Origin of the sequence: Methylorubrum podarium, assembly GCF_022179745.1 — a bacterium.
In the GTDB taxonomy this organism is placed as follows: domain Bacteria; phylum Pseudomonadota; class Alphaproteobacteria; order Rhizobiales; family Beijerinckiaceae; genus Methylobacterium; species Methylobacterium podarium.
Genome location: NZ_BPRD01000064.1, coordinates 1 through 6,450 on the forward strand (window position 1 = coordinate 1; position 6,450 = coordinate 6,450).

The window sequence follows — 6,450 nt, forward strand, 5'->3', positions numbered from 1 at the left end:
GGCGGCGCTGGCGCTTGCCCTCCTGTCGCTCGCGGGCGTCCCGCCGTTGGCGGGCTTCGCCGGCAAGGTCTTCCTGCTCGTGGCCGCCATCGAGGGCGGCTTCGCGTGGCTGGCCGTGGTGGCCGCCGCCAACATGGCGGTGGCGCTGTTCTACTACGCGGCCATCATCGCGGAGACGTACTTCAGGGATCCGGACCGTGCCGAGGGGCCGGCATCCGGCGCCGGCTACGCATGGGCACTCGGCTTGTGCACGGCAGGGACGCTGGGCCTCGGCATCGCGCCGGGCCTCGGGCGCGGGCTGGCACAGCTCGGCGCGACGCTGCTGCGGTAGGAGCGGCCGCGCCGGGTGCGTGCCGGAAGGTGAGGGTGGTGCCCGGCCATGCGGGATGGCGTCGTCGCGCGGGGCCGGACGCCTGCTCGCGAGGCTCCGGCGCTCGCCGGCTTCGCTCAGGCCGCCCGAACGGTCCGGTCGCGCGCCGACCTCTCCGTCGCGCGATCCCCAGGCCCGGCCGGCCCGAGGGCCTTGGTGACCTCCTCGAAGCGCGCGCTCGCGTCGGACCAGTCCTGGGCGAAGTCGAACAGCTCGCGCATGGCCGGGGCGATCTCCTTGTAGGCGGCCAGGGCTGCGACGAGCGCGCCGAGCGAGAGCTGACCCTGCACGACGAGGTAGCCGCCGATCGAGAAGAAGAAGAACGGGGTGAGGTTCGAGGTGTAGTTGTAGAGGCCCTTGAGGCGGCCCTTCAGGTCGTTGATCTCGATGCGCACCCCCTCAAGCTTCCGGGCCTGAAGCATCTGCCGGCTCAGGTCGGAGGGCTCGCACGCCGCGCGGCCGGCTTGTCGCGCGTCCGCGGGAGCGGTGAGGAGCGCCCCCAGCTCCCGCGTGGCATGGACCCTTTGGCGGACCTTCGCGTTCAACCGCCCCTGCAACCGCGGCAGGATAGACAGCTGGACCGGCAGCATGATCAGGGCCGCCAGCGCCAGGGCGGCGTTCTGCAGGAGGAGGAAGACGATGCTGGTCACGAGCGTGCCGCCTTGGACGAGTGGCACGACCACCAGGCTGCCGCCGAAATAGCCGATGGGCTCGACCTCCTGGACCGCGACGGCGGCCAGCGTGGCCCGCCGTTCGGGGGAGCGCTCGCCGCGCGCGCGGCGGACGATGGCGAGGCGGAGGCGGCGCACGAGGCGCTCGTTCACGCGCCCCCGGACCCGATTGACCGCGTACTTGGCGAGGCCGCTGAGCGTGAGCACGGCCAGGTAGCTGGCACACAGCGCGAACAGCAGCTCGACGCGACCCAGCTGGACGCCGAGGAAGGCCATCTTCGGGTGACCGTCGCCCGTATCGTCGGCGAGGGCGTGGTTGATGATGTGCTTGGGGATCTCAAGGAGCAGCCAGGCCGCCGGCAGCGTCAGGACGGAGAGGAGCACGAGACGGAACTGCAGCCGCGAGGTCGCACGCACGACGTAGGATTCCAGCCGCGCCGCCACTGCCGGGCGGGCGGCGGAAGCGCCGCCGTCCCGCGGGTGCGATGCCGCCGGGCGGCGGCCCAGCGCAGGCCCGACCGGATGGCGAGCCAAGCGGTCCAGGCAGGTGCCACGACGAGGACCAGGACCGTGACGAGGTCGATCCACCAGTGGGTGTGGGGGTGGTCGAGGCCCAACGTCCGATGGATCAGGTCGTGGATGATCGGCGGGGTCAGCAACGGGTACTCCTGGCGACAAGGCTCCGGCGTTTGTCCGGGCGGAAGGGCGCGGCGCGGCTTGCCGTGAGCCCGACGACCTCCGAATGGGCTTCGGAGGTCCGGCCCTGCCGGGAGCGCCCGCGGGCGCTCCCGGCAGAACGAAGGCCGATCTCGTCGGCGCCCCTCTCGCGGCCCGTCCGCAGGCCTGGCGTAACGGCCAAGCTCGGGACGGCACAGGCGGCCGCGCACCGCAGCGCGGCCGTTCCCGGCCGGGCGATGTGGGAGACCGAGCGCCCTCAGCCCGGTCCGGAACCGCCAGGACCGACGACGAGCGTTCGTGCGTCGTCCGCGACGAGGCGGACGAAAGCCAACGCGTCGCGGCCGCGCTCGCCGGGCGTCGCGTAGAGGCATTCCGCCCCCGGTTCCCTGCGGATGCGCAGGGCCTCGTCGATGATGCGATGCCACTCCGGCTGGAAGGTGATCAACCCGTACAGGCCGGCGTCGCTCTTCGAAGGCACGACCCCGGTCGCGAGGACGTAATGGAGCCGGCACATGCCGAGGACGAACCGTTCGACCCCGTTCGCCGCGAGGAGCGTCGCGTCCGCCGTATCGGGTCCGAGTCCAGCGCGCCGGCGTTCGTCGACGCTGGCCAGGGCCCACCGTTCCAGGTGGGTCGTTCCACGCCAGAGCCCGGTGCCCGCGCAGAGCGGACCGCGGATGGTGACCGCGCTGGCCCTCAGGACGCTCCAGGTGAGCGGATGCCGGTCGTGGCATCCCGACGCGAAGAATCGCCCTTGCCGGACGCAGGGGCCGTTCGGGACGGCAAGCGGGCCGGCCCGCAGGTCGTCCCAGGTCAGGTAGACGCCGTCGAGCGCCGGGGCCGGCCAGCCGCGGGCGAGGCCGGCATGAGCCTCGGCGAGGGCGGCCACCTCGCCCCGGCCCGGGCGAGCCTGGGACACCGCCACGAAATTCACGTCGCTGAGCGGGGGCCGAAAGTCGCCCATGGCGACGGAACCGACGAGGTACAAAGCCTCGACGAAGTCAGGGACGACGGTATCGACCATGGCGAGGTAGGCGCCCGTGACGCCGAGTGCGAGCGGGTGCGTGGTCATGGTCTCCACGGGCTCATGCGATTGCTCGAAGGAGGGAGGGGGGCACGGCCCAGAATTCGCCCGCGCCGGGTTTCCGCCCTACGGGTCGGGCCGGGCCCGTCGGCGGAGGGCGGCGCGCAGGCCATGGCCCTGCCTCAGCCGATCCGCGTCGTGCGGAGGCGCAGGGCGTTCCCGATCACGCTCACCGACGAGAGCGCCATGGCGGCCGCCGCGATGACTGGCGAGAGCAGGATGCCGAGGAACGGGTAGAGCAGCCCGGCGGCGACCGGCACGCCCAGCGCGTTGTAGATGAAGGCGAAGAACAGGTTCTGGCGGATGTTGCGCATCGTCGCCCGGGACAGGCGCCGGGCCCTGACGATGCCGACCAGGTCCCCGCGGAGCAGCGTCACGCCCGCGCTCTCGATGGCCACGTCGGTGCCGCCGCCCATCGCGATGCCGACATCCGCTGCGGCGAGGGCCGGCGCGTCGTTGATCCCGTCGCCGGCCATCGCCACGACCGCGCCCTGGCCCTGGAGCGTCCTGACCACCTCCGCCTTCCGGTCGGGAAGGATCTCGGCCTCGACCTCGTCGATGCCGAGCGACCTGGCGACGAACTCGGCCGTGGTCCGGCTGTCGCCGGTCAACATGACGATGCGCAAGCCTTCCTCCCGCAGCCTTCGCAAGGCCTCGAACGTGCTCGTCTTGACGGGGTCCTGGATGGCGATGACGCCGGCCGGCTTCCCGCCCGCGGCGACGAGGACCGCCGTCGCGCCCCGGCTGCGCACCTCCTCGGCCCGCGCCTGGAGCAGCGTCACGTCCGTCCCCTGCTCCTCCAGGAAACGCCCGTTGCCGATGGCCACGCGCCGTCCCTCGACCGTGCCGAGCGCCCCCTTGCCGGTCGGGGCCTCGAAGTCGGACGCCACGGCTCCCGGGACGCCGCGCGCTTCCGCGGCCCGGACGATGGCGAGGGCCAGGGGATGCTCGCTCGCGCGTTCGACCGCCGCGGCGAGGCGCAGCACGTCGGCGTCCGTGAAACCGGGGGCCGGGAGCACGGCGGTGACCTTGGGCTTGCCCTCGGTCAGGGTCCCCGTCTTGTCGATGACGAGCGTGTCGACCTTCTCCAACCGCTCCAGGGCCTCGGCGCTCTTGACCAGGACCCCGTCCTGGGCGCCGCGGCCGACCCCAACCATGATCGACATCGGCGTCGCCAGGCCGAGGGCGCAGGGGCAGGCGATGATGAGGACCGCCACGGCCGCGAGCAGGGCGTAGGTGAAGCGTGGCTCCGGCCCGAAGGCCATCCAGGCAACGAAGGCGAGGGCGGCGACGGAGATGACCACGGGGACGAACCAGGCCGCCGCATCGTCCACCAGTCGCTGGACCGGCGCGCGCGAGCGCTGGGCCTCGGCGACCATCGCGACGATGCGGGCCAGGGTGGTCTCGGCCCCGACACGCGTCGCGCGCATCACGAAGCCCCCGGTCGTGTTCAGGCTCCCGCCAACCACGAGGGAGCCGGGTTCCTTCGCGACGGGGATGGGCTCGCCGCTGATCATCGCCTCGTCCACGGCCGAGCGCCCCTCGACGACCTCGCCGTCGACCGGCACCTTCTCGCCGGGCCGGACGCGCAAGCGGTCCCCGACGGCCACCGCCGAGACGAGCACCTCCTCGTCGGTCCCTCCCGTCCCGAGACGCAGGGCCTTCTGCGGGGCGAGGTCGAGCAGCGCCCGGATCGCGCCCGAGGTGCGCTCGCGGGCCCCGAGTTCCAGCACCTGCCCGAGCAGCACCAGGACGGTGATGACCGCCGCGGCCTCGAAGTAGGCCGGCACCGCCCCGTCGTGGCCGCGCACGCCTTCGGGGAAGAGCCCCGGCGCCACGGTCGCGGCGACGCTGTAGAGGTAGGCCGCGCCGGTCCCGAGGGCGATGAGGGTGAACATGTTGAGGCGGCGGTTCACCAGCGACTGCCAGCCCCGCTCGAAGAACGGCCGACCCGCCCAGAGGACGACGGGCGAGGCGAGCAGCAACTGGACCCAGTTCGAGGTTTGCAGGCCGAGGCGGTCGACGAGGCCCGTCAGATGTCCCCCCATCTCCAGGGCGAAGACGGGGAGGGTCAGGACGAGGCCGATCCAGAAGCGGCGGCTCATGTCCTTGAGCTCGGCGTTCTCGACCGGGCCGCTCGTCGGCGTGAGCGGCTCCAGCGCCATCCCGCAGATCGGGCAGCTGCCCGGTCGGTCGCGGCGGATCTCCGGGTGCATGGGGCAGGTGTAGACCGTGCCGGCAGGGGTTTCCGGCGGCCCTTTGTCAGCCGTCAGGTAGCGTGCCGGCTCGGCCACGAACTTCGCGCGGCATCCCGCCGAGCAGAAGTGGTAGGTCGCGTGGTCGTGCTCGGCGTGGTGGGGCGTAGCCGCAGGATCGACCCGCATTCCGCAGACGGGGTCCGTCGCGGCTTCCCCGGCCGCGTAGGCCGCGCCGTGGCCGCGACGGTGCCCGTGGGCATGATGCACGTGGTGACCGTGGTCCATGGGTTCAGACCTCCATGCGGCCGCCGCCGGCGGGGCGGACACGCGGCTTGACGGCGGGCGGGACGGGGCTGGGGCGGACGTTCAAGTGGCTTGCTCCGACAGGTTCTCAGCCGCCGCCCATGATGCGGTCGATGCGCGCCCCTATGCCGCGGACACGGGCCGCATGCTCGGCCCACAAGCGCCGCGCGATTGCCGAACGGGGATCCCGTTCCGTGAGGCGTGCCGCGGGAATCCCGCGGACGCCTCCCTGGAAGGAGGATAAGGCGGCCCCGGCGAGCGAAGCGTCGGCCGCGGCGAGGCGGACCCGCACCCGCTGGCAGTAGGTGGCGGAGCGCGGGCTCATCCGCTCCTCGCCATGGCCGGCCCTGTACTTCATCAGCGTGCGGCAGAGATCGCCCTGCGCGAGCTTCCAAGCTTGTGCGAGGTAGGCCACGCCGAAGCGGATGTTGGTCGCGGGATCGAGGAGGGCCCCGGCGGGACCCGTGTGACCGAGCATGGCCGCGGTTGTCGGCCGGACCTGCATCAGTCCGAGCTCGCCGACCCCACCGACCGCGCCGGCATCGTACCCGCTCTCCACGTACGCGACGGCATCGGCGATGGCCGGGGGCAATCCGCGCGTTTCGGCCTCGCGCGCGAGCATCCGCCGGTAGCCGGCCTGACCCGACGCCGCGTGAGCCGCATCGCCGGAGGACGACGGCGCGGCAGGGGCGGACGCGCCCGCGGGTCCACCCCCGGCAGCGACGGCCGGGGATGAAAGGAGGAGCGCCGCGCAGAGCACGAGGAGCAGCCGGGGTCGAGGACGTACGAGCGCTCCCGGCGGCCTTTGCCGCGCGCCGGCGGACGCTCCCCCCGGTGGAGACGCCGCCCTCATCATGGACGGCTGCCTCATCGCGCCTTCCGGAAGCGCGCGACCCCGAAAAGCGGCAGCTCCGTCTCGGCCATCGAGCGCATGCCGGTCGAGGTCATCCGTGAGTTCCCTTTGGGGGTTAGTCCGGGGGCGGGCGGGGTTTGGTTACAGGCGGGTCCCATCACCGCCCTCCCGTGTCGCGCTTGCCGCCCATGCCGGGCATGTTCATGCCGGGCATCCGGGAGTGGTCCATGCCCTCCATACCCTCCATGCCGCCCGAGCCGGACTTCGGCGTCACCGCGCGGTTGAGCTCGCGC

5 protein-coding genes and 1 pseudogene are annotated in these 6,450 nt (G+C 72.9%); 1 reads left to right on the forward strand and 5 read right to left on the reverse strand.

All coding sequences use genetic code 11. The features are described from left to right. Positions 1-331 (forward strand): annotated as a pseudogene (locus MFF42_RS03535) (NADH-quinone oxidoreductase subunit N); the annotation flags it as partial. A gap of 116 nt (positions 332-447) precedes the next feature. Here MFF42_RS03535 and MFF42_RS03540 read toward each other — a convergent pair. From MFF42_RS03540 to MFF42_RS03560, 5 genes are all read right to left on the reverse strand, one after another. Further along, positions 448-1,458 (reverse strand): ABC transporter ATP-binding protein, encoded by a 1,011-nt coding sequence (locus MFF42_RS03540; RefSeq protein WP_238254533.1) that lies wholly within the window; start codon positions 1,456-1,458, stop codon positions 448-450. Further along, positions 1,407-1,700, reverse strand: coding sequence for a hypothetical protein (locus tag MFF42_RS03545; protein ID WP_238254534.1), 294 nt, complete (start codon positions 1,698-1,700; stop codon positions 1,407-1,409). The genes MFF42_RS03540 and MFF42_RS03545 overlap by 52 nt, the downstream gene beginning before the upstream one ends. 275 nt (positions 1,701-1,975) lie before the next feature. Then, positions 1,976-2,791: an aminoglycoside adenylyltransferase domain-containing protein gene (locus MFF42_RS03550; RefSeq protein WP_096487849.1), complete on the reverse strand. Its 816-nt coding sequence runs from the start codon at positions 2,789-2,791 to the stop codon at positions 1,976-1,978. 134 nt (positions 2,792-2,925) lie between these two features. Further along, the gene (locus tag MFF42_RS03555; protein WP_238254535.1) at positions 2,926-5,286 is read right to left on the reverse strand and encodes a heavy metal translocating P-type ATPase; all 2,361 of its coding nucleotides are present in this window, start codon (positions 5,284-5,286) and stop codon (positions 2,926-2,928) included. 106 nt (positions 5,287-5,392) lie between these two features. After that, entirely contained in the window at positions 5,393-5,926 is a 534-nt protein-coding gene (locus tag MFF42_RS03560) for a lytic transglycosylase domain-containing protein (RefSeq protein WP_238254536.1), read from the reverse strand. Positions 5,927-6,450: the final 524 nt, after the last annotated feature.